The organism is Massilia terrae (assembly GCF_024753145.1).
Lineage (GTDB): Bacteria > Pseudomonadota > Gammaproteobacteria > Burkholderiales > Burkholderiaceae_D > Telluria > Telluria terrae.
Genome location: NZ_JANUGU010000010.1, coordinates 47,266 through 69,785, shown reverse-complemented (window position 1 = coordinate 69,785; position 22,520 = coordinate 47,266). Strand labels below are relative to the sequence as shown.

Sequence of the window (22,520 nt, the reverse complement as noted above, 5' to 3'; positions counted from 1 at the left end):
GATATGATTCACCAGAACCTGCAACTTGCGGGAGTACTCGATGCGGCCGGCGTGGCCAAAATCACCAAGGCGCTGCGCGCCATTGATGGCGTGGCAGAGGCGGTCGCCAGCGACGGCGCCAGCCGCGTGGGCATCGTGTACGACAGCGACAGCACCTCGGCCCAGGAAATCGCCGCCGTGCTGGAACGGGCGGGCTATCCGCTGCACGACAAGCCCAAATCCGGCGGCGGCTGCTGCGGCGCCTGTGGCGGATCCGGCCACTGAGTTAACCTAAAAACCGTCGTCCCGGCGAAGGCCGGGACCCATGCTGAGGGTGCGTGGCCTGCGGCGCAATCATGCGACCAAGTAAGCGGTCTATGGGTCCCGGCCTTCGCCGGGACGACGGTCTCTTGGCTAACAGTGGACAGTCGCCAACCGCTCGACTCACTTCTTCTCGATCTTGGCGTGCACGTCAGGCACCATCATCAGCGCCGCCGAGCCGTAGAACTTGTGGTACTCCGCCACCATCTCGCCGTTGATAATGACCGGATCGGTAGCCACCAGGCGCTTGGCCTCCTCGATATCCGAGGTATTGAACAGAAACAGTCCGCGCCAGCCGTCGACCCCATCCAGCGGCCCGGCCGTCACCAGCTTCTTCTCGGCCGCCAGGCGGCCCATGTTGGCGAAGTGCCCCTCGAACATCTTCTTGCGGGCGTCGCCATCGGGCACGCGATGCGGCCCGGTCTTGAGGATCACCAGCACATAGCCGCGCATTCCGCGCTCGTCGGCGCCGAGCGACTTCGCCAGTTCAGGGTCGCTCTGCGCCAGCGCGGGCTGGGCCACGCAGAAGGCAAGCGAGCAGGCTGCAAGGAGATGCTTCCACATCCGGGCCTCCATTTCTTGTCATGGTGGCACAGCGTAGCACGCAAACAGTTCAGATAGTGAGCGAATACTGCATGCGCTGCAGCGGCACCAGGTTGGGCTTGCCGAGGTAGGCGTCGAAGGCCATGGCCACGTTGCGGATCAGGAGGCGGCCGCGATCGGTCACCTTGACCGCACTGTCGGCGAGCGCCAGCAGGCCATCGGCTTCGAACTCGCGCAGCTTGGGGATCTCGTTCGCAAAATAGCCGCCGAAGTCGATGCCGTGCTCGCGCTCGAAGGCCGGCACGTCCAGCGTGAAGTCGCACATCAGGCGCTGGATCACGGCGCGCCGCACGAAGTCGTCCGGCGTCGACGACAAGCCGCGCGCCACCGGCAGCTCGCCGCGGTCGAGCGCCGCGTAGTAGCGCTCCAGCGATTTTTCGTTCTGCGCAAAGCTGCCGCCGACCGCGCTGATCGCCGACACGCCGCACGACACCATGTCGGCCTCGGCGTGCGTCGAATAGCCCTGGAAGTTGCGCTGCAGGCCGCCCTCGCGCTGGGCGATCGCCAGCTCGTCGTCCGGCCTGGCGAAATGGTCCATGCCGATATAGACGTAGCCGGCGCCAGTCAGCTTCTCGATGCACAGCGCCAGCATGTCGAGCTTGACCTGCGGCGCCGGCAGCTCGTCCTCGTCGATCAGGCGCTGCGACTTGAACAGCGAAGGCATGTGGGCATAGTTGTAGACCGAAATGCGGTCCGGGCTGGCCGCGATCACCTTGTCCAGCGTCTGCGTCATGGTGGCCACGCTCTGCTTGGGCAGGCCGTAGATCAGGTCGATGCTGATCGAGCGGTAGCCCGCCGCGCGGCCGGCGGCGATGGCGTTCAGCGTCAGCGCCTCCGGCTGGATGCGGTTGACGGCCTTCTGCACTTCTTCGTCGAAGTCCTGCACGCCCAGGCTCAGGCGATTGAAGCCCTGGCGGCGCAGCGAATGGATGCGCTCCGCGTCCACCGTGCGCGGGTCGATCTCGATCGAGTATTCGCCCACGGAGTCGGGAGCGAAATCGAATCTGGTGCGCAGGTAGTCCATCAGTCCACCCATCTGTTGGTCCGACAGATAGGTCGGCGTGCCGCCGCCGAAGTGCAGCTGCTCGACGCGCTTGTGGGCGCCGAACAGCGCGGCCTGCATGTCGACCTCGCGCTTCAGGTAGCCGAGGTAGATCTCGGCCTTGGAGCGGTTGTTGGTGATGATCTTGTTGCAGCCGCAGTAGTAGCACAGCGACTGGCAGAACGGGATGTGCAGGTACAGCGACAGCGGCCGCATGCAACCTGCCGCGACGACGCGGCGCACCGCGTCCATGTAGTCGGTGGCGCAGAACTGGCCGCTGAAGCGGTCGGCGGTGGGATACGAGGTGTAGCGCGGGCCGTGCTGGCTCATCTTCGCGATCAGGTCGGCGGTGAGCTCGTTGGTGATGGCAGCCATGATTGTTTTTCCTTTTATTGGGCGGATTTCGGATCAGCCTTCGCGGCCGTCGATGCGGGGACGGGCCAGGCGCGGCGCGTAGACGATCACATACAGCAGGAAGGCGGCGCTCCAGCAGGCGGCGGCGGCGACCAGCGCCACATTGCGCGCGCCATCGGCGGACAGCGCCGCCACGAGGCGCAGCAGCACGCCCAGCTGGATCAGCGCGTACATGGCGGTCTCCGAACGGCCGGCCGCCAGCATGCGGCCGGTGTGGCCCAGCGCCGTGCGGGTCATCATGCCGAGAATGAGCCCGGCCAGCGCACCCAGCGCCAGCACGTGCACCGCCGCCGTCGCCGGCACCCAGCCGAACTGCGACAGCGCCAGCATCAAAAAGCCGAACGGAATCCACGCATACGAGGCGTGCAGGATCCACAGCAGCGGATTGCCGAAGGTGGCGAGCGGCTTCCAGCCCGCGAGGCGCCAGCCCTGCGTGGCGGCGGCGGCCAGCGCCAGCAGCGCGGTGACGATGGCCGGCAGGCCGATCACCCAGGCCGCGCCGGCGGCGGCGGTGCAGGCGATGGCGGCCTTGTCGACGCGCGGATTGGTCACGGTTTTCACGCGCGCCGCGTTGGAGGTGAACATCGGGATCACGCGGCCGCCGATGGCCGCCTCGATCACCACCACCACGATCATCGCGGCGTAGGCGGGCCGGGTGAACGGCGCGTCGATCCAGCCAAGCAGGATCGCGTGGTAGCAGGCGTTGGCCACGGCCAGGATCCCGAGCAGCACGACCAGGAACATATTGCGCTTGTTGTTGGAGCGCTTGAGCACGCGGTACAGCGGCCAGGCGGCGACCGGCAGGAAAGCCACGTCCACCAGCGCAGCCAGCAGCGGCGGCGCGGCGAACATGGCGACGCGCCCGGCGATCCACAGCCCCGCGATCATCCCCAGCTGCTTGCCGCGCGGGGTCCACAGGCCGGTCCAGTTGCGCCCCGCCGTGTACAGGAAGCCGACGATCACCGCGACCACGAAGCCGAACAGCATCTCGTGCACGTGCCAGGCCATCGAGACCTGCAGCGGCCCGGCCACGCCGTAATAACTGGCGATCCAGACCGGCACGCTGACCGCCGCGAACGCCGCCGCCAGCAGGTAGAAAGGTCGGAAACCCAGCGCCAGCAGCGCGCTGCCCTGCGGCGCCGGCTCCTGCGCCTCGTCGATCGTCAGTAATGCCATGTCAGCTCTCCGATAAAAGATTCATTTAAAATGCATCTTATATCGGACAGGCCGTTGAGGCAAGCTGGAAATTGGATCACCGCGTGTTACGCCGGTTGCGGGGTGCGCTTGAAATGCAGCTGGATCGCCTGCACGCCCGGCGCCGCCTGGCGCGGATCGCGCTCCACCATCTGGGCCAGGGTCACGCTGTCGAGGACGTCGAGGAAAGCCTTGGTGGCCCGCGCCAGCGCACCGCGCAGCTCGCAGCCGGCCGCATACAGGCAGCCGGGCGCGCTCTCGTCGAAGCACGAGGCCATATAGAAGTCGCTCTCGGTGTGGCGCACCACTTCGCCGATGCTGATGTCCTTCGGCTCGCGCGCCAGCCGCAGGCCGCCGCTGCGGCCGCGCACCGTCTCCACGAAGCCCAGCGTGCCCAGGTGGTGCACGACCTTGGTCAGGTGGTTCTTGGCGATGTTGTGGGTCTGCGCGATCTCGCCGATGGTGACCAGGTGGTCGCGGTTCAGCGCCAGGTACATCAGGGCGCGCAGCGAATAGTCGGAATACGAAGTCAGTCTCATCGGATGGAGCGGGCAGCCATGTGTGGGATAACAGGCACAAATTCTACAGCTTTTGTCCGGAAGAAGCAGAAAAACATAAACCCGGTCAAGAAAAGATGCGCTTGGATTGCATGTTTTAAAAAGATGCGCGTAGAATGCATATTTAAGAGCTCTGCAACATCCGACATCAACCCAAACCAAGAAGGGAACATCATGCATGCCACGCGCAAACTGTGGACCTGGCTTGCGATCATCTGTGTAGCCTCCTTCGCCGTCCTGCTCTGGGTCGGCAAGGAGATCTACCTGAAGGCGCCACCGATTCCACAACAAGTAGTCAGCACCAGCGGAGAGGTGCTGTACCAGGGCGACCAGGTGACACTCGGCCAGCAGGCCTGGCTGTCGGCCGGCGGCCAGGAACTGGGCACGGTCTGGGGCCACGGCTCCTACGTGGCGCCGGACTGGTCGGCCGACTGGCTGCACCGCGAAGCGCTCGCGCTGCAGGAACTGTTCGCCCAACAGTATTACAAGAGCGATTACGCCTCCCTGCCGACCCAGCTGCGCGCCCAGGTGGACGCGCTGGTGAAACAGGAACTGCGCACCAATACCTATGACGAGAAGACCGGCGTGCTGGCCCTGTCCGACATCCGCGCCAAGGCGGTGCAGCAGGTCGCCGCGCACTACATCGGCCTGTTCGGCAGCGATCCGAAACTGGACAAGCTGCGCGGACAATATGCGATGACGTCCGGCTCGCTGCCCAGCGCCGACGAGCGCAAGGCCCTGACCGGCTTCTTCTTCTGGTCCTCGTGGGCCGCCGCCGCCGACCGTCCGGGCGTGGCCGGCCTGTCGTACACCTCCAACTGGCCGAGCGAGCCGCTGGTCGGCAACACGCCGAGCGCCGGCACCGGCATCTGGTCGATCGCTTCGGTGATCCTGATGATCGGCGCGATCGCCGCCATGCTGCTGTTCCATTCCTCGCACGGCGAAGAAAGCGATCCGACGCCGCCCAAGGCCGACCCGCTGTTCAGCCTGAAGGCCACGCCGTCGATGAAGGCCACCAAGAAGTACTTCTTCGTCGTGATCGGCCTGATCCTGGCGCAAGTCGGCTTCGGCGTCGTCACCGCCCACTACTCGGTCGAAGGCACCAGCTTCTTCGGCTTCCCGCTGGCCGACATCCTGCCGTTCACCGTCAGCCGCACCATCCACACCCAGTTCGCCGTGCTGTGGATCGCCACCGCCTGGCTCGCCACCGGCCTGTACATCGCGCCGGTGATCGGCGGCCATGAGCCGAAATTCCAGAAGCTCGGCACCGACGTGCTGTTCTACGCGCTGCTGTTCATCGTGGTCGGCTCGACCGTCTGCGGCTGGCTCGGCACCGTCCAGCACAAGGGCACCGCGTTCTCGTTCTGGCTCGGCAGCCAGGGCCTGGAATTCACCAGCATGGGCCGCATCTGGCAGTACCTGCTGTTCGTCGGCCTGCTGTTCTGGGCCCTGCTGCTCGGCCGCGGCCTGTGGCCGGCCCTGACCAAGCCGTCGGAAAGCCGCGGCCTGATCACCATGGTGTTCCTGGCAGCGGTCTGCATCGGCGGCTTCTACGCCACCTCGCTGACCTGGGGCCGCACCACCCACTACTCGATGATCGAGTACTGGCGCTGGTGGCTGGTGCACCTGTGGGTCGAAGGCTTCTTCGAAGTGTTCGCCACCGCCGTCATCGCCCTGCTGTTCTCGCGCCTCGGCCTGATCCGCGCCGCCACCGCCAACACCGCCATCGTGCTGGAGACCATCGTGTTCCTGTTCGGCGGCATCCTGGGCACGCTGCACCACCTGTACTGGACCGGCACCCCGACCTCGGTGATCGCGATCGGCGCCATGTTCTCGGCACTTGAAGTGGTCCCGCTGTCGATGATCGGCATCGAGGCATACCGCAACTACCAGCGCTCCAAGGCCGCACCGTGGGTCCAGAGCTACAAGTGGGCGATCCTGTGCTTCATCGCGGTCGGCTTCTGGAACACCGTCGGCGCCGGCCTGCTCGGCTTCTCGATCAACACCCCGATCGCGCTGTACTACATGCAGGGCCTGAACCTGACCGCCGCCCACGGCCACGCCGCGCTGTTCGGTGTGTACGGCATGCTCGGCATCGGCCTGATGCTGTTCTGCCTGCGCGGCCTGTCGGACCGGCTGGCCTGGTCGGATGCGCTGCTCAAGCCGATGTTCTGGCTGCTGAACATCGGCCTGGCGATGATGGTGTTCATCTCGCTGGTCCCGGCCGGCATCTACCAGGCCGTCGCCAGCATCTCGAAGGGCATGTGGTACGCCCGCTCGCCTGAAGTGATCCACTCGCACTTCATGGAGACCATGGTGTGGCTGCGTGTCCCGGGCGACATCGTGTTCGCGATCGGCGTGCTGTTCCTGGCCCTGTTCGCGCTGCGCCTGCTCAAGGGCGGCGAGCCGCAGCAGAGCACCGTCGCGGCCAACGACAATCTCGGCGCCGTCAAGTAAGACCCTTGCATGCGCCGGCCCCGCGCCGGCGCATGTCCAACCTTCTCTCGAAAGCCCAACATCATGTCCGACTGCTCCACTTCCTCCGACTGCTCCTGCGCCACCGCCCCGAGCACCGTCTATGGCTTCGATGCGCGCGGCGTCGCCCGCCGCTTCCGTCACGCCGCCATCTTCGGCGCGCTCGATTCGCTGCTGCCCGGCGAGACCATGCGCTTCCTGAACGACCACGATCCGCTGCCCCTGCTGGCCCAGCTGCGCGAGTACTTCGGCAGCCGCCTCGACATCGCCTACGTGGCGCGCGATCCGGGCGCGATCGTCATCGACTTCACCATCGCGCACTGAGCGCGGCAAGCGAGGTTCCAGCATGAGGCTTACCGACTACACCGATTATGCGTTGCGCGTGCTGATGTACGTGGGCGCCCAACCGGGACGCCTCGTCACCGTGCAGGAGATCGCCGAGAACCACGGCATCTCGCGCAACCACCTGACCAAGGTCGTGCACCGGCTCGGCCAGGCCGGCCTGGTCGACACCGTGCGTGGCCGGGCCGGCGGCGTGCGGCTGGCCTGCGATCCGGCCTCGGTGTCGCTCGGCTCCGTGGTGCGCCTCACCGAACCGGACTTCATCATGGTCGAGTGCTTCGACGAGGAGCGCAACACCTGCAACCTGTCGCCGACCTGCGTGCTCAAAAGTGCACTGGGACGCGCAACCGGTGCATACTTGCGTGAACTGGACGGCATTTCGCTGGCGAGCGTGCTTCCGCGCCCGGCCGGCAGCATCCGTCCGCTGGTCGACATGCACCGAGCGAGCCTTGCCACCGATGGACTACCTGCTGCTTAAACACTTCCACATGAGCTGCGCCGCGCTGTCGGGCAGCTTCTTCTTCCTCCGCGGCCAGTGGATGCTGGCAGGCTCGCCAATGCTGCAGCGGCGCTGGGTCAAGACCGCGCCCCACATCGTCGATTCGCTGCTGCTGGCATCGGCCGTCGGCCTGGCGCTTTGGAGCCACCAGTATCCGGGCCAGATGCCGTGGCTGACGGCCAAGCTGGTGGCGCTGGTCGCCTACATCCTGCTCGGCGCGGTCGCCCTCAAGTACGGCAAGACGAAGGCGCTGCGCGCGACGGCCTACGTCGCCGCGCTGGCCACCTTCGGCTACATCGTCGCCGTGGCCGTCACCAAGAATCCGCTGTTCTTCCTTTCATGAGCGATACCGACACCATCCACCTCGACGTGCGCGGACTGCAGCCGCCCGAACCGCTGGAGCGCGTGCTCGACGCGCTCGACTGGCTGGCGCCCGGCAAGCGCCTGCTCATGCTGATCGACCGCGAGCCGCTGCCGCTCTACCGCATCCTCGACCGCAACGGCTACCGCTACCGCGCCACCATGCACGACACCGGCACGGTCACCGTCGAAATCACACTCGCCAACTGATGCAGCGCGCGCTCGGCCTTGACGACTCGCCGGCGCTGGCGGTGCCGCTGCGTTTCCTGCTGGCCGCGCCCTGCTTCGGCTGCGCCGCCGGCCTGCTGCTCGCGTGGGCGGGGCCGGACGCGCTGCAATCGCGCTGGACCCCGGCCGCGCTCGCGCTGACCCACCTGGTGACGCTGGGCTTCCTGGCGATGGCCATGATCGGGGCCATGCTGCAGATGCTGCCGGTGGTCGCCGGTCTCGCCATTCCGGCGCTGCGCATCGTCTCCACCGCCAGTTGGAGCGGGCTCGCGAGCGGCACCTTGCTCCTCGCCGCCGGCATGTTCGGCGGCCAGGCGGCGCTGGTGGCGGCGGGCGCGCTGCTTGTCGGATCGGGCCTGCTGTGCTTTGCCGCGGCGACCGGCCGCGCGCTCGCCCGGCGCGCCCTCAACGGCGCGTTCGAGATGGTGGCCGGCATGCGCGCGGCGCTGGCCGGGCTGCTGGCCGCCGCCGTCCTGGGCCTGTCGCTGGCCGCGGCCTGGACCGGCATCGCCGCGCTGCCGGTGCTGCAGTTGACCGGACTGCATGCGGCCTGGGGCCTGCTCGGCTGGGTCGCGATGCTGGTGATCGCGGTGTCGTTCCAGGTCATCCCCATGTTCCAGGGGACCGCCACCTATCCGCGCCGCCTGGCGCTCGGCCTGCCCGCGGGCCTGTTGCTGGTGCTGGCGGCGTGGAGCGCCGGCTACTTGCGCGGCGCATCGTGGCAGGCCTGGCCCGCCGCGGCGATCGCGCTCGCCCTGGCGGCCTTCGCCGGCTTCACGCTCTACCTGCTGGCGCGCCGCAAACGCGCGCCGGACGTCACCACGCTGTACTGGTACCTGTCGCTGTCGAGCGCGATCGCCTGCGCGCTGCTGTGGTTCGTGATGGATGGAGACAGTCCGCAGCGCCCGCTGCTGCTGGGGATCCTGTTCATCGGCGGCTTCGCCGCGTCGGCGGTGAACGGCATGCTGTACAAGATCATGCCCTTCCTGCTGTGGTATCACCTGGCCGCCGCCGGCCTGCCGCGCCGCATGGTGCCCGGCGTGAACCACTGGATCGGCACGCGCGCCGCGCGGGCGCAATTCGGATGCCACGCGTCGGCGGTCGTGGCGCTGGCGGCGTCGGTGCCGCTGCATGCGCTGGCGCGTCCCGCCGGCCTGCTGTTCGCCTGCGGCATGGCCTGGCTCGGCGCCATGCTGGCCAAGGCAGCACTGCGCTACCGCAGGCTGCTGCGCGAATCAGCTCGCGAAAGCGCGTAGTCCGTCGGCGTCGAGGATGGTCACTTCGCGGCCGCGCAGCGCGATCATGCCGCGCGAGACCAGGTCGTGCAGCACCCTCGAGAAGTATTCCGGGGTGAGGTTCAGGCGCGAGGCGATCAGCTTCTTGCTGGCCGAAAGCAGCACGCGGCCGCTGTCGCCCGGTGGCTGTTCGTTCAGCAGGTAGCTGACGATGCGCTGGCTGCCCGAGCGCAGCGAGTACGATTCCACATCCGAGATCAGCCCGTGCATGCGGCGGCTGACGCCGGCCAGCATGCGCCGCGCGAAGGCCGGATTGCGCTCCAGCTCCTCGAACACGACGGCCTTCGAGATGTGCAGCAGCAGCGTATCGCACAAGGCGTTGGCGTTGAGGATGTAAGGCCGCTCCATGAACATGAGCGCCTCGCCGAAACTGTGGCCGGGGCCGACGATCTCGACGATCTTCTCGTTGCCCTGCGCGGACACGAAGCCCAGCTTCACCTGGCCGTACACGACCGAGTAGAAGCCGTTGCAGGTGTCGCCGCGATGGAACACCGGCTGGCAGCGCGTCGCGTGCAGCTCGGTGGTGCCGGCCGCGATGACGGCCAGCTCCTCGGCGTTGAAGTCGTCGAACAGGGGGAGGCGCTTGAGGAATTCGCGCGGATCGATTTTAGGTGCGGCCATGGCTGTGCTCATGAAGTCAAAGAGGGCGAACGCTGTTGTGGCGTCCGCCCAGGTTCCATAAAACGGGCCCGTGTCAGGCCCGCGTGGCTGCGCCGATCAGTGGCCCGATGCGGCGTCAGGCTTGCTGGTGCTGGTGAACACCTCCGGGTCGTCCTTGCCGGTCACGTAGAGGAAGCCGGCCAGGCCTTTCTCCATCCGCGACAGGGCGTGGTCCACCAGGATGTAGCGGCCCGGTACGTCGACCTTGAACTCGACCATCGTCGCCCCGCCCGGCGCCACCGTGGTGGTTTGCACATTGCGCAGCGGCGGCGAGGTCAGGTCGCCCATCGCGTACACGCGGTCGAAGATTTCGCCGATCACGTGGAAGCTCGAGGTCGCGTTCGGGCCGCCGACACCAAAGAAGATGCGTACGGTCTCGCCGACCTTGGCTTCCATGCGGTGGGTCTTGGTGAGCGCGTCGTGGTTGCCGTTGAAGATCAGGTGCTCGGGCTGTTCGGCCAGCAGCTTCTCAAGCGAGAATTCGTTTTCGCCGGCGGTGCCGTGTTTCTGCGCCGTGTACAGCTCGCCCTGCATCACGTAGAACTCGCGGTCGACCTTCGGCAGGCCGCCTTCCGGCTCGACCAGGATCATGCCGTACATGCCGTTCGAGATGTGCTGCGCGACCATCGGCGTGGCGCAGTGGTACACGTACAGGCCCGGATTGAGCGCCTTGAACACGAAGGACTTGTTGTTGCCCGGCGCAGCCTGGGTCACGGTGGCGCCGCCGCCCGGACCGGTCACCGCGTGGAAGTCGACCGAGTGGATCATGTGGCTGTCGGCCTTGTTCGCCAGGTTCACTTCCACCGTGTCGCCGACGCGCACGCGGATGAACGGGCCCGGCACCTTGTTATTGAAGGTCCAGTATTTGTAGGTCGAGCCGTCCATCAGCTGGCCCATGACTTCGGTCGTTTCAAGATTGACCTTCAGGTGCTGCGGGCCGCGCGCGCCGACCGGGGTGCCGACGTCGTGCGGGTCGCGCGAGATGTCCGCGCCCTGCGGCTTGGCCGTCGGCGACACATCGCCCACCACCAGTTTGCCGATCATGCCGGCCTGGACGTGGCCCGGCAGCGAGCAGATATAGGTGAACTCGCCCTTCTTATCGGCGCGGAACACGATCGAGGTGCTGGCGCCCTTGACGTTGATCTGGTTCGACTTGGCCGCGAAATCGGCCACGGTCAGGTCGTGGGTGGCGCCATCGCCGTTGACGAGGTTGATCTGGACGACAGCGCCCAGCGGAACGTTCAGGGTCGGGTTCGCCTTGCCATTGATGGCGCCGGCGTTACCCATGAAGACCAGCTTGCCGTCAGCGATATCGGTGCGCAGCGTAAAGACAACATCGGCCACGTTCTGCACGGACGCCGGTCCATGCTGGTGCTGGGCATAGGCGGGCGCCAGCGTTGCGGTACCAAGGACGAGAGCGGCGATCAGAGAGGGGAGCAGTTTGACTTTCATTTTTGACACCTTGTCGTTATGTATCTATCGAGTGGTTTCTTTGCGTTACGGATAAATCATATATTTGCGATACATCTTAAAAAAATGATGCACATCAAAAAAACGGTAGTCAGCGATGAGCCGGCCACAGGCTGTCGGACGGGCGCATCAGCCTGTTCGGAATTTTTGAGGCACATCAAATTAATTTGTCGCATTTGAAATGTAAGATTTAGCCGAACCAATCAAACATGAGCTAAATCAAGGAAAACACCATGAAAACCGCCACCACTCTGATCGCCACAGCCGTCGCCGCCCTCCTTCCCACGCTCGCCTCGGCCAGCTGCGGCGCCGCTTTTTGCACGGTGAACACCAACTGGACCACCCAGAGCGCCACGACGGAAGCGAACTCGCTGTTTGACCTGCATTACGAATTCATCGACCAGGACCAGCCCTACTTCGGCAGCGACCGGGTCGCGGTCGGCCAGATTCCGCAACACCACGACGAAGTGCGCACCCTGAACCGCAACCTGGTCGCCACCTACAGCAAGAATTTCGGCAACGGCTGGGGCGTGACCGTCAGCGCGCCGGTCGGCGAGCACGACCACCTGCACATCCACAACCACCATGGCGCCAAGCTGAACGAGGAATGGAAGTTCACCGAGCTGGGCGACATCCGGGTGGTCGGCCGCTACCAGGTCGCGGTCGGCAGTGATGCGATGAAACCGTCGAACGCGGGCGTGACTTTCGGCCTGAAACTGCCGAGCGGCCGCACGACGATCGCCAACGCGGCCGGCGCCGAGGCCGAACGCAGCATGCAGCCGGGCACCGGCACCACCGACCTGATCGTGGGCGCCTTCTACCACCAGACCCTGATGGAGAGCGATGCCTCGTGGTTCGCGCAGACCCAATACCAGCACGCGCTGAACAGCCACGACGGCTACAAGGCCGGCGGCCAGTTCACGGCCGACGTGGGCTACCGCCACGGCTTCGGGGAGCGCTTCGGCGCGATGGTGCAATTGAATCTGGTCCATAAAGCGGCCGACAGCGGCGTCAATGCCGAGCCTGCCGACAGCGGCAGCCGCTTCGTCTACCTGAGCCCGGGCCTGACCTATGCGGTGACGAGCAATGTGCAGGTGTACGGCTTCGTCCAGCAGGCACTGTATCGCCACGTGACCGGCGTGCAGCTGACGGCGGACCGCGCGTTCATGGTGGGGGTGACCGGCCGGTTCTGACCCGCGCACGGTTGGCGGCGCTCAAGGATCGCCGCGCCGGAAGGCGCACCATGGCGCGAGTCCCGCACTCGCCAGGAGCCCCATGAGCCTCGCCGTCCTCCGCAGCCGCGCCCTCGCCGGCATGGAAGCGCCCGCCGTCAGCGTCGAGGTGCATCTCGCCAACGGCCTGCCCTGCCTGACCATCGTCGGCTTGCCCGATGCCGAGGTGCGTGAAGCCAAGGACCGGGTCAAGGCAGCCCTGCAAAATGCAGGCTTCGACATCCCCGCGCGGCGCATCACGATCAACCTCGCGCCGGCCGAATTGCCCAAGGAGTCCGGCCGCTTCGACCTGCCGATCGCGCTCGGCATCCTGGCCGCCTCGCGCCAGATCCCGTCCAAGGAGCTGGGCCGTTACGAATTCGCGGGCGAGCTGTCGCTGTCGGGCGAATTGCGTCCGGTTCGCGGCGCACTGGCGATGGCCTTTGCGATGCAGCGCGGCGCCGTTTCCGCGCCGTCCTTCATCCTGCCGCTGGCGAATGCGGACGAGGCGGCGCTGGTCGCCGATGCCGCGATCTATCCCGCGCGCACACTGCTGGAGGTGTGCGCCCACTTCGCCGCGCACGACGAGAACGGGCGGCTCGCACGCCACCGGCGCCGCACCGACATCACGCACCGCAGCTACGCCGACTTCGCGGACGTGAAGGGCCAGCTGCACGCCAAGCGCGCGCTGGAGGTGGCCGCCGCCGGCCTGCATGCGGTGTTGCTGATCGGCCCGCCCGGCACCGGCAAGAGCATGCTGGCCTCGCGCTTTCCCGCCCTGCTGCCGCCGATGAACGACGAGCAGGCGCTGGAATCTGCCGCCGTGCAATCGCTCGCGGGCAGCTTCTCGGCGGAACAATGGAAGCAGCGGCCATTTCGCAGTCCGCATCACACCTCGTCCGGAGTAGCGCTGGTCGGCGGCGGCGCCCTTCCACGCCCGGGCGAAATCTCATTGGCGCATCACGGCGTGCTCTTCCTTGACGAGCTTATCGTTAGGTGCAGTTCCACTGTCTGTCTGCAAGCATGCAGAGTTAGGAGAGTTCCGCCTCTAAAGCCTGACCTTCTTGACATGCGCATTCAAAACGCTTCGCCAAGCGGCCCTTACTCAAGATGGCGCTCGCCGTTGAGAAGCGTCTGCTCCACAGCTGCGAGTACGTCCGGTTCAAAGCCACGACTTGGCGAACCGTTCAACGGATCTAATTCGACGTCGATAAGCCGCATGAACAGCCCCGGCCGGTGGCCGAGCCGCTCGAACGCTTCCCAGAGCGGAGTCACATCGATGGGTTTCAAGTGCGGGAATGACTGCTCAACCAGGTTGACGACATTCGTAACGAATTGCCGATCCAGCAGCGGCATGCGTGTGATCGCCGATCCGTAAAATGGCGCTGCGTTTGAGGTCACCAAGCGTTGCAGCTTGTCGCGATCGGAGCCGGACATGATGACCAGGAGTCGGCCTTTGCGTTCCATGTTGAGCTGGTCGCGCGCGGACTTCAGCGCCGTCAGCGTCTTTTCCCCTTCATCGCTGATCAGCGATTGCTGCGCTTCGTCGATGATCAGGGCCACCGGCTTCTTTGATGTGCTAGCCAGTGCGTTCAGCGCCTGGGCAAGTGTAAGCCCATCCAAAGTGCCAATTTTGGTCGTGTCGACCGTCAGCAATCCTAAGGCGATGTCAGTTTCTTGACTAGAGGCCTTCGCCACCTTATTCACATTGTCCAGATGCTTGCTCAGCTCGACGCCGATCGCGTCGGCGATAAGCGTCCCTGGGTTACACTTCCTATCGCACCATAGATCGATGTACACGACGACATATCCCGCCGACTCGAGCTTGGGTCGCAGATCATTGATCAGAAAAGTGGACTTGCCGGTACCTCGCGGCGCAGCTAGAAAAAGGCCGTTCGGCGCATCACTGAACTGGTTTATACCCGTCAGGTCGTCCACCAGCTTTTGGGCCAAGGCTGCACGCTTGAAATAAAAAACCATCTCGCTATCCTAGCAATTCGGCACGAAAAAAATCCCTCCAGCACGAGAAGAAGGTCAGAAAACCGAAGACCGGTTTCAGTCTACCTTCTGCTCCAAACATCAACAGTTTTCAGCGCTATCCGAACGAGTTTAAACTGTTAAGCGACTCGAAGTATTTTTTTGTATGGTGCTTGGCTAAGTTGCATTGGTTGCAAAGTGTTACGCCATTGGCATACGTAGTCTTGCCTTCGTCCACAAATGCCTTTATGTGATCCACTTCCAGGTGCAACCCGAGTTTCGCTAATGTGCCGCGGTCACGTAGACAACTTTGACATCGATATCCGTCCCGTTCAAAAATAATTTCCCGCAACTGTCCTGGAAAGCATCGAGAAGCGTACACCTTATTTCTGAACAAGCTTATTCTCTGAACCAGACTGACCTGAGTTCTGTCGTTCTTTTCTCGTTCAGCGTTACTCTGCTCCAGTCGATCGAGGAAATACATTGGTACGTCTACTTCTCTATATTCGGCGAATTGGTTTTTGAGACTTCCCTCGCGCAGCCCAATATAGAACTTGGCACGTATTCGCTCCATACCATCCTGCTGCAACTGCTTATGACGACGTAGTTTGACATCGGCCCATCGTGCTTTCCGGAAGCATGAGATGGTGTGCCTAAGATCGAGAACAGCGCCGTCCCTGCCTTTTTTATTCAGTATGATAAAAACCTGCATGCCAAAGTCGGCGCCGGCGCATAAGAGAAGATGGGAATTGTCCAATTCCGAAGCATGTCGCTGCTCATGAGCGAACGCAGATGCCAAATACCGAGGGAGACCCACTTGTTACTTTGCCAAACTGGAGGGTAGGTACGAAAAGGAATAGCTCTTCGCCGAAAATTCCCAATATACTGGGAAGACTGTATGGTACAGCAACGCCATGATTCTGCCAATATATTGGGAGATCACGGTTGGATCCTGGGATCGCTTTTGGCATCGTTCTGCGGAGGGCACGGAAAGAGGCGAAGCTCACGCAAGAGGCACTCGCGTTAGAAGCAGGGGTCGAGCGAAATTTCGTCAGCTTGCTCGAACGAGGCGCAAATCAGCCAACCATTCGAGTTCTCTTCAAGCTCGCTGCAGCGCTTCAGACGCCCCCATCCACGCTCGTCAAACTCACGGAAGAGATGGCCGAAAGTCAATGACCCTGCGATGGCCGCGACGCTGCAACTAAACTCCGTTACCCACGCCAAACACATGTGCCATCGACTTGTATGAGAAGTGTTCATATCGGTCGAGCGTGAGCGTTGACGGCCAGATGCATATCTTTTTCGGAAACTCGGCCTTTGGGAGAAGATAAATTTGCGCGACGTGATCATTGAGCTCGTCCATTCTTACCAAGATAACGAAGTCGACCGGTAGCGTATGCACGAGCCCACGCACCGGCAAGGATGGCTACGTTCGTACCGGCACCTAGTACACAGCATACGCAAGACAACTCCATTCATTCGATAGGTCCGATGCGTAAGCTGGTCGAGTTGGGCGCCGGCGGCTATCGCGCAACGCTCCATCTTGGCCAACATGTCTTTAGTGATGCACCTCAGTCTGAACCGAGTGATAGTGGAACGGGAAAGCGATGGCCCAGATACCCCTGCAGCTTCTTATGCTGCGACCAAGCCACGAAAACGCAACGCATAAGACTTTGCGGCAGGAAGACCGCTCCCATTGATCAGCTCTGGCGTAACTTTGCCATGCTCAACTAGTAAATCAGGCGGCGGCATCGGTTAGGCTATCAGCAACGTGGACGTTGCGCAAACGCAATGAAAGTTGTAGCATCAACACGGCTATTGCCTACGATCCCGTCTCTTCTTGTCGAGAAAATGCCCCAGCGATATTCCGTCACCCCGCACCCCATCGACACAATCCTGACATGGGTCAAGTCTGGGGAAATTGCGATACCTGAGATCCAGCGGCCCTTCGTGTGGGAGGCGACCAAGGTACGCAACCTACTCGACTCGCTCTATCAGGGCTACCCAGTAGGCTACCTCATCGCGTGGCGCAACCCGACAGTAAAGCTCAAGGATGGCACCTCGTCCGCCGGCAAGCGGGTCCTTATCGACGGCCAGCAGCGCGTCACCGCCCTGATGGCGTCAATTCTTGGACGAGAAGTCCTCAACAAGGACTACGAAACCGTGCGTATCAGAATTGCCTTCAATCCGCTGCGCGAAGAATTCGAGGTATCGAATCCTGCCAAGACGAACTCAAACGAATGGATTGACGACGTATCGTCGGTGTTTGCCTCGGGCTCCAGCCTCTTTCGTCTGGCCGAGGCATACGAACGCGCCAATCCGGGCTGCGACAAGGAACAGATATATCCGGTCTTGGAGCGACTGCGAAGCGTCACCAACAACCACGTGGGCATCATCGAGCTGGATCATGACCTGGACATCGAAACCGTCACCGAAGTCTTCATCCGCGTGAACTCGGCGGGCGCGTCGCTGAGCCAAGCTGATTTCGCGATGTCGAAGATTGCTGCCAACGAAAGTTATGGCGGCAATCTGCTGCGCAAGGCGATCGATTATTTCTGCCATATGTCGGTGGCGCCCGATTTCCACGCCAAGATCAAGCATGGCGACCCGGTTTTCGCGAGCTCGGAATTTTTCTCCAAAATGTCTTGGCTGAAGGACGTGAACGATGACATTTACGACCCGTCCTATACCGATATGCTGCGCGTCGCGTTCACCTCCCGGTTCAACCGCGGCAAGCTGCAAGACCTGGTCGCTCTGCTGTCCGGGCGCAATTTCGAAACAAAGCAGTTCGAAGAAGCGATCGCTGAACAATCTTTCGGACAGCTGAAGGCGGGAATTCTCGACTTCGTCAGCCAGACGCATTTCGAGAGGTTCACGATGATCCTTCGCTCCGCGGGGTTTGTCGCCAGCTCGCTGATGAGCAGTCAGAACGTCGTGAATTTCGCCTACGTGGTCTACCTTAAGGGTCGCGCCGCCGGTGTCCCACCGGCGGAACTGGAGCGAACCGTTCGCCGCTGGTTCGTGATGACTGTCCTGACGGCCCGGTACTCCGGTAGTGCGGAGACGAAATTCGACGAGGACGTGCGTGCTATGGCCGCACAAGGCATCACGGCGTACGCCGATGCCGTCATCGCATCGCAGCTTTCCGAAAGTTACTGGTCGGGACTACTGCCGCGCAACCTGGAGACATCGTCGGCATCGAGTCCCTACTTCCTCGCGTATCAGGCCGCTCAGGTAAAGCTCGGCGACAAGGGCTTTTTATCGCGGGACATCACTGCGCTCGACCTCATCCTGAACCGCTGCGATGTGCATCATCTTTACCCGCGCAACCATCTGAAGGGACAAGGCTTAAGCAAGGGAAAGTACAACCAGATCGCCAACTTCGTGCTCACGCAAACGGAGATCAATATCGCGATCGGCGACAAGGCCCCGGAGCGCTATTTCGCAGAGCTGCTAACGCAATGCAAGGGCGGCGACAAAAAATACGGTGGGATCGACAATCTCGACGAGATGCGTGCCAACCTGCGCGCCAACTGTGTTCCCGAGTCGATGCTTGATGGCGAGATCCCGGCGTTCGAAGACTATCTCGAGCAACGGCGCAAATTGATGGCAGCCAAAATTCGCGCCTACTTCGAAAAGCTGTAGCCGTTAAGAACGAAAGCGGAGCCGCGGCTCCGCTTTCATGGGTAGACCGGCTCCGTGCGCTTGCAACGGACACCTACGACGTCCAAAAAGATTCAAGTGGCCATTGTTTCGTCCAAATAAAGCCTTGAATAGGATGTCAACGAAAACAAAGACTTACCGGCGATAGCAAGGCATGATCCTGACTGCAATTCCTTGAACAGGATGCGCGACAAGCGGAGTCTTACTCTACCAAAATAATAAACTCTTGAACAAACTGGATAACCGCCGAGGCAATCCAAAAGATCCGTCGGGGCTGAACAACTCGACAAGTTTGCGTCCCTCGGCGTCCTTACTGGCTTTGTACGAATTGGGATGGACGGTCATCTGAACGACCGTTTCTGGCCGTCGGAAGGTCTTCGTAGCTCAGCGAACGGCGTTGCCGCTCGAAAGACAAGCAAGAGGTTTTGTTAGGCGTTCTTAGAACGCCTAACAAAACCCCTTTGGCTCACACGGCAAGATGCCATGTGCTGAGTCTTTATAGGAAACGGACGGTAGTCTATGCACGTTGCCACTCCTCAACCAAGGTACGCATCAGCTCCGCTGCCGGCAACTCTCTCGCAAGTGGTGCCGCTTGTCCTGCCCAATGCGCGGCGAACTCATGGTTGTCTAACTTGGACGCTGCTGCGTGGAGTTGCTTAGCGGCGTCATACGCAACAGGATACGCGGCAGGAAGTGCGCTGCCTTCGATTGCCCCGTGAGTGATCAGGCGATTTACGATGCCCCGCGCGGGTCTGCCGGATATTGCCGTTGTTATACGTGTGCTCGCTGCGCGCTCACTCTTCAAATTTGCGCGATAGCCTGCGTTTGCCGAGCTTTCCGGACACAGGATAAATGCGGTCCCAAGCTGCGCCGCTACTGCACCTAAGTCAAGTGCGGCCTTGATCCCTTGACCGTCCATGATGCCGCCGGCCGCAATGATCGGAAGCTGAACTCGTTCCAAAAGCAGGCGCACAAGCACTGATGTGCTGAGTTGTTCGTCAACTTCTTCCGGGTTGAACATTCCGCGATGCCCCCCCGCTTCAAAACCTTGGGCAACGATGGCATCGATCCCTGCGTTTTGTATTAGGCGTGCTTCCGGCAAGTTCGTCGCCGTTGCCATCATGTATATGCCGGCTTGACGCAGCGCGGCAATGTGCTCTGCCGACGGCAATCCAAAGTGGAAGCTAACAACCGCCGGCCTCGTTTCAAGGAGTAAGCGGTAAGTATCCTCATCAGCAACGAAACTTTTATAGATTTCCTCCAGCTGCTCCGGCGCTGGCAAGCCCACCTCCGCGAATAACGGAGCAAGGTGCGCCAGCCAGGCGGCCTCACGCTCGGCATCGCGTTCGGCCGGTGCATGGCAGAAGACATTGACATTGAAGGGTTGGTCGGTCAGACCACGGGTCTTCTCGATCATCTGCCGAGACTGTCCCACCGAGCTCGCTCCCAGACCGATTGATCCGAGCCCCCCTGCATTCGAGACTGCTGCTGCTAGTTCAGGTGTTGAGACACCAGCCATTGGCGCCTGGATGATCGGGTACTGCAATCCAAGTCGCTCCAAAAATTGCTTGGTCGAGTTCATAACGGCCCCCTTTCGTCTGATGAGAGATGATTCTTACATTGAGAACTATTTTATAGTATCATTCTTTACGGAGGAATGATATGGATTCTGAGTCTCTCAAGATTTTTTGCGCTGTAGCTGCAGAGCTAAGCATCACCCAAGCTGCGTTGGCCTTGGGGCGTGTACCGTCCAATGTTACAACCCGGATCCAACAGTTGGAGTCTGACGTCGGCGTTGAGTTGTTTGTCCGTACAGGCAAGCGGATGGCACTGTCCAGTGCAGGAGAGCGCTTTCTCGACTACGCAAGGCGCCTGCTGGCTCTTGAAGAAGAGGCGAGACACGTCGTAACTGGCGGTGTCAGCGGCGGGGCACTTCGTATCGGAAGCATGGAGAGCACCGCAGCAAGTCGGCTCCTACCGGTATTAGCCGACTATCACACAAAACATCCAAACACGCGTGTCGACATCATTACCGGGCCAACGCGGCATCTGATCGAGCAGGTACGTACCGGCACGATTGACTGCGCTTTCGTCGCGGTTCCGTTGGCCCGGAAAGAGTCTCTTGCGGAGTCAGGTATCCAGCAACAATTAGTATGGCCGGAAGAACTCGTCCTGCTACTCCCGACAAGTGACGCTGGCGCCCGTAATGCGGCTGAGATTCGAACCCGAAACTTGGCGGCCTTTGCACTAGGATGCACCTACCGTCATCTGGCCGAGGAGTGGCTGAGTATTGCCGAGTCGACAGACTGGAAGATCAATGTGGTGGGTTCTTATCACGCGATGGTCGCCTGCGTTGCAGCTGGCTCATGTGTGACGCTTTTGCCAGAGAGCGTATTGAAGCTGACCAGTGCGCCGCCAGCGTTAAGAACACTACATGTCGGACATGCCGATACCTATCTGATCTGGCGCCAGGGTTTCAACGTGCCAGCATTCCAAAACCTGCTCGCCCGGCTTTCTGAGGAAAGATGATGATGACTGCAAGTATTGCCACCAAGCATCAGCGACGTTCTGCCTTGGATGCAGCCGTCATCCTCATCATCGGCATGGGATTCGGCCGTTTTGCGTTCACCGCTGTCTATCCCCACATGGTCGAAGAAGGCCTGTTGAGTCTTGGCGAAGGAAGTTGGGCTGCGTCCGCAAATTACGCTGGCTACCTATTGGGAGCGATTCTGGGCATCCGTGTTCAGGCTCACAACGCTCATCGTCTATGTCTGGCTGCTACTGCAGGCACTGTTTTATGTCTCGGTTTTCTGGGCGCCCTGGACTCGTCGAGCATTGTCATCGTGGTCCGTGGGATAGCCGGCATATTTAGCTCGTTGGCAATGGTTTCGGCATCCTTATGGTTGCTCGAACACCGCCGCCATGCGCGCGGCGCGCCCATGCTGTTTGGAGGTGTCGGGATCGGCATTGCTCTGTCGGCCGAACTGCTCGTGCTGGGTTCACGCGCGGGTCTGCACAGCCATGGGCTATGGCTGCTGCTCGCCGTGGTAAGTCTCTTGCTCGCGCTCTCGGCAGTACCAGGCTTGACTGCAGAAGGTACCGATACGTTGGCGTCGACAAGTGGTGGCGCGAGGGCAAAATCGACCATCGGAGCGTGGCCGTTGACTGCAATCTACGGACTTGCCGGATTTGGATACATCGTCACGGCGACATATCTTCCCTTACTCGTGAAAACTGCTTTGCCAGATGTAAATTCCGCTCATGTGTGGGCCGTATTTGGATTGGGTGCGGCGCCCTCTTGCTTACTATGGCACCGTGTGGACAACCGCATGGGTACCCGCAAATCGCTTCTCATCAATCTCACGGTTCAAGCAATTGGAGTCGCTCTGCCGGTGGTTATCCCCAACGCAGCAGGCTACCTCATCAGTGCCTTGTTGGTCGGCGCAACCTTCATGGGAACCGTGACGATCGCAATGCCAGCCGGGCAGCGCCTTGCCAAGGCGAGCGGTGCAAATTTGATGGCCAAGATGACTGTTGTGTACAGCGTGGGCCAGATAGCCGGACCACTCGTCGCTAACGGCTTTTATGCGCGCACGCATAGTTTTTCATGGTCCCTCATCACTGCTGCTGTTGCTCTCGTTTGCGGTGCACTCATCAGTGTGTCAGCACCTAAAACATGAGCTTTCTTACGTATCTTTAATTCATTTTTTTAGGAGCCAATCATGCCCTTGCTAAAATTCGACCTGATCGAAGGTCGCGACGAAAACCAACTTCGCACGCTGCTTGACGCGGCTCACAGTGCGATGGTGCAAGCCTTTAATGTCCCGTCAAGTGACCGCTATCAATGCGTTACACAGCATCGCCCTGGCGAGTTGATCCTCGAGGATACAGGACTTGGCTTTCAACGTTCCAAGAATGTCGTCTTGCTTACCGTAGTATCCAGGCCTCGATCCGAAAAAGAGAAGATCGACTTCTACCGTCTATTGGCAGAAGGACTTCAAAATTACTGTGACTTATCTCCGAGTGATCTCATCGTTTCACTGATTGAAAATACCGACGCTGACTGGTCTTTCGGTCAAGGGCGGGCGCAGTTCCTGACAGGAGAGCTCGAAGCTATTAAACGTGCTGAACAATATGGTGCGGACAAGGTAGCGGAAATGCTTGTCGGTTATCCATGAAGGGCTGCTCCACAACCGCCTCGAGCCTACGGGCGATGTCGATGTCCGTATT

Annotated in this window: 22 protein-coding genes and 1 pseudogene; 14 read left to right on the top strand and 9 right to left on the bottom strand. The window is 61.7% G+C overall.

Annotation, left to right across the window (positions count from 1 at the left end):
* Positions 1–3: 3 nt before the first annotated feature.
* Complete coding sequence (locus NX778_RS22345; RefSeq protein WP_258814013.1) at positions 4–264, top strand: heavy-metal-associated domain-containing protein; 261 nt, start codon at positions 4–6, stop codon at positions 262–264.
* A 159-nt stretch (positions 265–423) separates the two neighbouring features.
* On the opposite strand, the gene NX778_RS22340 is transcribed toward NX778_RS22345, so the two are convergent.
* The 4 genes from NX778_RS22340 to NX778_RS22325 all read right to left on the bottom strand — a co-directional run bounded on the left by NX778_RS22340 (position 424) and on the right by NX778_RS22325 (position 4,092).
* Positions 424–864: a YciI family protein gene (locus tag NX778_RS22340; protein WP_258814012.1), complete on the bottom strand. Its 441-nt coding sequence runs from the start codon at positions 862–864 to the stop codon at positions 424–426.
* A gap of 49 nt (positions 865–913) precedes the next feature.
* Positions 914–2,320 (bottom strand): oxygen-independent coproporphyrinogen III oxidase, encoded by a 1,407-nt coding sequence (gene hemN / locus NX778_RS22335; protein ID WP_258814011.1) that lies wholly within the window; start codon positions 2,318–2,320, stop codon positions 914–916.
* Positions 2,321–2,353: 33 nt separating this feature from the next.
* Positions 2,354–3,535 carry an NnrS family protein gene (locus NX778_RS22330; RefSeq protein WP_258814010.1) on the bottom strand — a complete coding sequence of 394 codons (1,182 nt, stop codon included), beginning with the start codon at positions 3,533–3,535 and terminating at the stop codon, positions 2,354–2,356.
* Positions 3,536–3,621: 86 nt separating this feature from the next.
* On the bottom strand, positions 3,622–4,092 hold the full coding sequence (locus NX778_RS22325; protein WP_258814009.1) for an RrF2 family transcriptional regulator: 471 nt from the start codon (positions 4,090–4,092) through the stop codon (positions 3,622–3,624).
* Between the two features lie 192 nt (positions 4,093–4,284).
* On the opposite strand from NX778_RS22325, the gene NX778_RS22320 reads away from it, so the two are divergent.
* From NX778_RS22320 to NX778_RS22295, 6 genes are all read left to right on the top strand, one after another.
* Positions 4,285–6,567, top strand: coding sequence for a nitric-oxide reductase large subunit (locus NX778_RS22320; RefSeq protein ID WP_258814008.1), 2,283 nt, complete (start codon positions 4,285–4,287; stop codon positions 6,565–6,567).
* A gap of 63 nt (positions 6,568–6,630) precedes the next feature.
* Positions 6,631–6,909: a DUF2249 domain-containing protein gene (locus NX778_RS22315; protein ID WP_258814007.1), complete on the top strand. Its 279-nt coding sequence runs from the start codon at positions 6,631–6,633 to the stop codon at positions 6,907–6,909.
* Between the two features lie 22 nt (positions 6,910–6,931).
* Positions 6,932–7,405, top strand: a complete 474-nt coding sequence (locus NX778_RS22310) for an RrF2 family transcriptional regulator (protein WP_258814006.1) — start codon at positions 6,932–6,934, stop codon at positions 7,403–7,405.
* Positions 7,386–7,769, top strand: coding sequence for a SirB2 family protein (locus tag NX778_RS22305; RefSeq protein ID WP_258814005.1), 384 nt, complete (start codon positions 7,386–7,388; stop codon positions 7,767–7,769). The genes NX778_RS22310 and NX778_RS22305 overlap by 20 nt, the downstream gene beginning before the upstream one ends.
* Positions 7,766–7,996: a DUF2249 domain-containing protein gene (locus NX778_RS22300; protein WP_258814004.1), complete on the top strand. Its 231-nt coding sequence runs from the start codon at positions 7,766–7,768 to the stop codon at positions 7,994–7,996. The genes NX778_RS22305 and NX778_RS22300 overlap by 4 nt, the downstream gene beginning before the upstream one ends.
* Entirely contained in the window at positions 7,996–9,270 is a 1,275-nt protein-coding gene (locus NX778_RS22295; protein WP_258814003.1) for a permease, read from the top strand. The genes NX778_RS22300 and NX778_RS22295 overlap by 1 nt, the downstream gene beginning before the upstream one ends.
* Here NX778_RS22295 and NX778_RS22290 read toward each other — a convergent pair.
* Both NX778_RS22290 and nirK read right to left on the bottom strand, forming a co-directional pair.
* A complete protein-coding gene (locus NX778_RS22290; RefSeq protein WP_258814002.1) occupies positions 9,250–9,930 on the bottom strand; it encodes a Crp/Fnr family transcriptional regulator in 681 nt (226 codons plus the stop codon). The two genes, NX778_RS22295 and NX778_RS22290, sit on opposite strands and share 21 nt — an antisense overlap.
* A 96-nt stretch (positions 9,931–10,026) precedes the next feature.
* A complete protein-coding gene (gene nirK / locus NX778_RS22285; RefSeq protein WP_258814001.1) occupies positions 10,027–11,421 on the bottom strand; it encodes a copper-containing nitrite reductase in 1,395 nt (464 codons plus the stop codon).
* Positions 11,422–11,672: 251 nt separating this feature from the next.
* Between nirK and NX778_RS22280 the strand changes: the two genes are divergently transcribed.
* Both NX778_RS22280 and NX778_RS22275 read left to right on the top strand, forming a co-directional pair.
* A complete protein-coding gene (locus NX778_RS22280; protein ID WP_258814000.1) occupies positions 11,673–12,632 on the top strand; it encodes a transporter in 960 nt (319 codons plus the stop codon).
* A gap of 82 nt (positions 12,633–12,714) precedes the next feature.
* Positions 12,715–14,028, top strand: coding sequence for a YifB family Mg chelatase-like AAA ATPase (locus NX778_RS22275; RefSeq protein WP_258813999.1), 1,314 nt, complete (start codon positions 12,715–12,717; stop codon positions 14,026–14,028).
* Positions 14,029–14,087: 59 nt separating this feature from the next.
* Here the strand turns inward: NX778_RS22275 and NX778_RS22270 are convergent.
* Positions 14,088–14,630: pseudogene (locus tag NX778_RS22270) on the bottom strand (ATP-binding protein); the annotation flags it as partial.
* A gap of 115 nt (positions 14,631–14,745) precedes the next feature.
* Complete coding sequence (locus NX778_RS24670) at positions 14,746–15,111, bottom strand: HNH endonuclease (RefSeq protein WP_370661367.1); 366 nt, start codon at positions 15,109–15,111, stop codon at positions 14,746–14,748.
* Between the two features lie 461 nt (positions 15,112–15,572).
* Here NX778_RS24670 and NX778_RS22265 point away from each other — a divergent pair, with 461 nt between their 5' ends.
* Together NX778_RS22265 and NX778_RS22260 are read left to right on the top strand one after the other, a co-directional pair.
* Entirely contained in the window at positions 15,573–15,803 is a 231-nt protein-coding gene (locus NX778_RS22265) for a helix-turn-helix domain-containing protein (RefSeq protein WP_258813998.1), read from the top strand.
* A gap of 615 nt (positions 15,804–16,418) precedes the next feature.
* On the top strand, positions 16,419–18,272 hold the full coding sequence (locus NX778_RS22260) for a GmrSD restriction endonuclease domain-containing protein (RefSeq protein ID WP_258813997.1): 1,854 nt from the start codon (positions 16,419–16,421) through the stop codon (positions 18,270–18,272).
* Between the two features lie 535 nt (positions 18,273–18,807).
* Here the strand turns inward: NX778_RS22260 and NX778_RS22255 are convergent.
* Complete coding sequence (locus NX778_RS22255; RefSeq protein ID WP_258813996.1) at positions 18,808–19,872, bottom strand: NAD(P)H-dependent flavin oxidoreductase; 1,065 nt, start codon at positions 19,870–19,872, stop codon at positions 18,808–18,810.
* Positions 19,873–19,952: 80 nt separating this feature from the next.
* On the opposite strand from NX778_RS22255, the gene NX778_RS22250 reads away from it, so the two are divergent.
* From NX778_RS22250 to NX778_RS22240, 3 genes are read left to right on the top strand one after another with little or no spacing between them, the layout of a single operon-like run.
* Entirely contained in the window at positions 19,953–20,819 is an 867-nt protein-coding gene (locus tag NX778_RS22250; RefSeq protein ID WP_258813995.1) for a LysR substrate-binding domain-containing protein, read from the top strand.
* Positions 20,816–21,970, top strand: a complete 1,155-nt coding sequence (locus NX778_RS22245) for a YbfB/YjiJ family MFS transporter (protein WP_258813994.1) — start codon at positions 20,816–20,818, stop codon at positions 21,968–21,970. The genes NX778_RS22250 and NX778_RS22245 overlap by 4 nt, the downstream gene beginning before the upstream one ends.
* A 42-nt stretch (positions 21,971–22,012) precedes the next feature.
* Positions 22,013–22,468 (top strand): tautomerase family protein, encoded by a 456-nt coding sequence (locus NX778_RS22240; protein ID WP_258813993.1) that lies wholly within the window; start codon positions 22,013–22,015, stop codon positions 22,466–22,468.
* Positions 22,469–22,520: the final 52 nt, after the last annotated feature.